Here is a 1,965-nt window from a genome sequence, read left to right as displayed (position 1 = left end):
TGTCCCAGAACATAAAGTTATAAGTAATCTCGCCCAGTACGGCAATACGTCCGCTGCTTCCATTCCCTTAGCTTTAGATGAAGCAGTGCGACAAGGTAAAATTAAACCCAATGACATCGTTGCTGCATCCGGCTTTGGTGCAGGACTTACCTGGGGTGCGGCAATTTTCCAATGGGGAAGATAATATATTTTCCTACCCTGCGGAAAGCCGCTGGCGCGTCTATGTCATTAGTCCTTTGTCCTTTGTTATTCACTAATGACCAATGACAAATGACAAATGACCAATAACCAATGACCACTGACTAATGACTAATGACTAAAACTGCATGGGTGTTTCCCGGACAAGGTTCTCAAGCATTGGGAATGGGAATAGATTTATTAGATATACCTTCCGCTAAAGACAAATTTGCTCAAGCCGAGGAAATTTTGGGCTGGTCTGTAACCGAAATCTGTCAAAACGAAGAAGCAAAGTTATCACAGACGCTTTATACTCAGCCAAGTCTTTATGTGATAGAAAGCATTCTTGCCGATCTTCTTCGGGAACGAGGACACAAGCCAGATTTAGTTGCTGGTCACAGTTTGGGAGAATATACTGCCCTTTATATAGCGGGTGTCTTTGAGTGGTCGGTTGGTTTATATCTAGTAAAGCGCCGTGCAGAACTCATGGATAATGCCGTCGGTGGCATGATGGCGGCTTTGATGAACTTTGATTGCGAACAGTTAGAAAAAGTTATTGCTCAAACGCCTGATGTGGTGATAGCAAATGATAATAGTTCGGCTCAGGTGGTAATTTCAGGCACGACTGAGGCTGTACAAGCGGTAATGACTCAAGTTAAAGCAAAGCGTGCTATTCCCCTAAAAGTTTCTGGAGCATTTCATTCACATTTAATAGCACCAGCAGCTGCGGAATTTCAAGACATTCTAGAATCTGTGGAATTTCAGCCAGCTACTGTGCCAGTGTTGTCTAATGTAGAACCAATTGCGTCTATTGATGCTGAGATTTTAAAGCAACGCCTGAATAAACAAATGACTGGTTCTGTAAGATGGCGAGAAATTTCTCTGCAATTACCAGCTAATGGTATCCAGCGAGTAGTGGAAATTGGCCCTGGTAAAGTGCTAACTGGTTTAATTAAACGTAGTAGCCCTGACTTAATATTAAAAAATATCCAGAGTGCTGCTGATTTGCCTGATTAATTCTTTATCGTAGGCACAAAGCAGTGAAGCGGCGCGGTCTTCTCCCAAAGGGAGAAGATGCCGCGCATAGCGCAGCGTAAAGCCTTGGGGTAGAGAACACCGACAGAAGAAAGAAATACTTAACTCAACTGTATTGAGGTATATAGCAATCCGATAGCGAAGCGGTAGCGAGTCAGACGCTCCTGCGTCGCTAACGCTGCGCTATCGAGCGTCTTTGATTTCTGAATCACTCGTAGAGGTAAGGGACTGGGGATTGGGGACTGGGGGCTAAGAAGAAGGAATAAAGGTGTACTGAGTTTTGTTAAAAAATCAAGTATGAGTCCTATAGGACTAATAATTGATTTCTGAAAAAGCTCGGTACAGATCGAAAAGCCTAATTCCTTATTCCCTATTCCCTACTCCCCACTCCCCGCCCACATAGATAATTTCAAAAATCAAATACGATTCCTATATATACTACATGGGTAGCTGGATCACAAACTCAGTACCTTCGCCTGGTCTAGAATCTACCTCGATCGCTCCTCCATGTTTTTCTGCAACAATTTGACGAGCGATCGCTAACCCCAATCCCGTCCCTTTTCCCACAATTTTTGTAGTAAATAAGTGGTCGAAAATCTTTTGTTTCACTGGTTCATTCATCCCATTACCATTATCAGCAATAGCAATTTTGACGCATCCATTTACCCAGGAGGTTTTAATTTTAATTTGGTTGCGATTTTCCTTAATTTCCTGAAAAGTTCGCCCAGTATTTGATTCTTCTAAAGCATCAAT

3 protein-coding genes are annotated in these 1,965 nt (G+C 42.7%); 2 read left to right on the top strand and 1 reads right to left on the bottom strand.

Going from position 1 to position 1,965, the window contains the following annotated elements; all coding sequences use genetic code 11:
* On the top strand, positions 1 to 184 hold a 184-nt coding region (locus VE944_RS04955; RefSeq protein ID WP_324973151.1), incomplete at its 5' end, for a 3-oxoacyl-[acyl-carrier-protein] synthase III C-terminal domain-containing protein.
* 128 nt (positions 185 to 312) lie between these two features.
* On the top strand, positions 313 to 1,194 hold the full coding sequence (gene fabD, locus VE944_RS04950) for an ACP S-malonyltransferase (protein ID WP_324973148.1): 882 nt from the start codon (positions 313 to 315) through the stop codon (positions 1,192 to 1,194).
* A gap of 456 nt (positions 1,195 to 1,650) precedes the next feature.
* Here the strand turns inward: fabD and VE944_RS04945 are convergent.
* Positions 1,651 to 1,965 (bottom strand): sensor histidine kinase (locus VE944_RS04945; protein WP_324973146.1); only part of this gene is annotated, 315 nt, incomplete at its 5' end.

This window comes from Nostoc sp., from assembly GCF_035638895.1.
Taxonomy (GTDB): Bacteria; Cyanobacteriota; Cyanobacteriia; order Cyanobacteriales; family Nostocaceae; genus Nostoc.
This window is presented reverse-complemented; position numbering and strand designations above follow the sequence as displayed.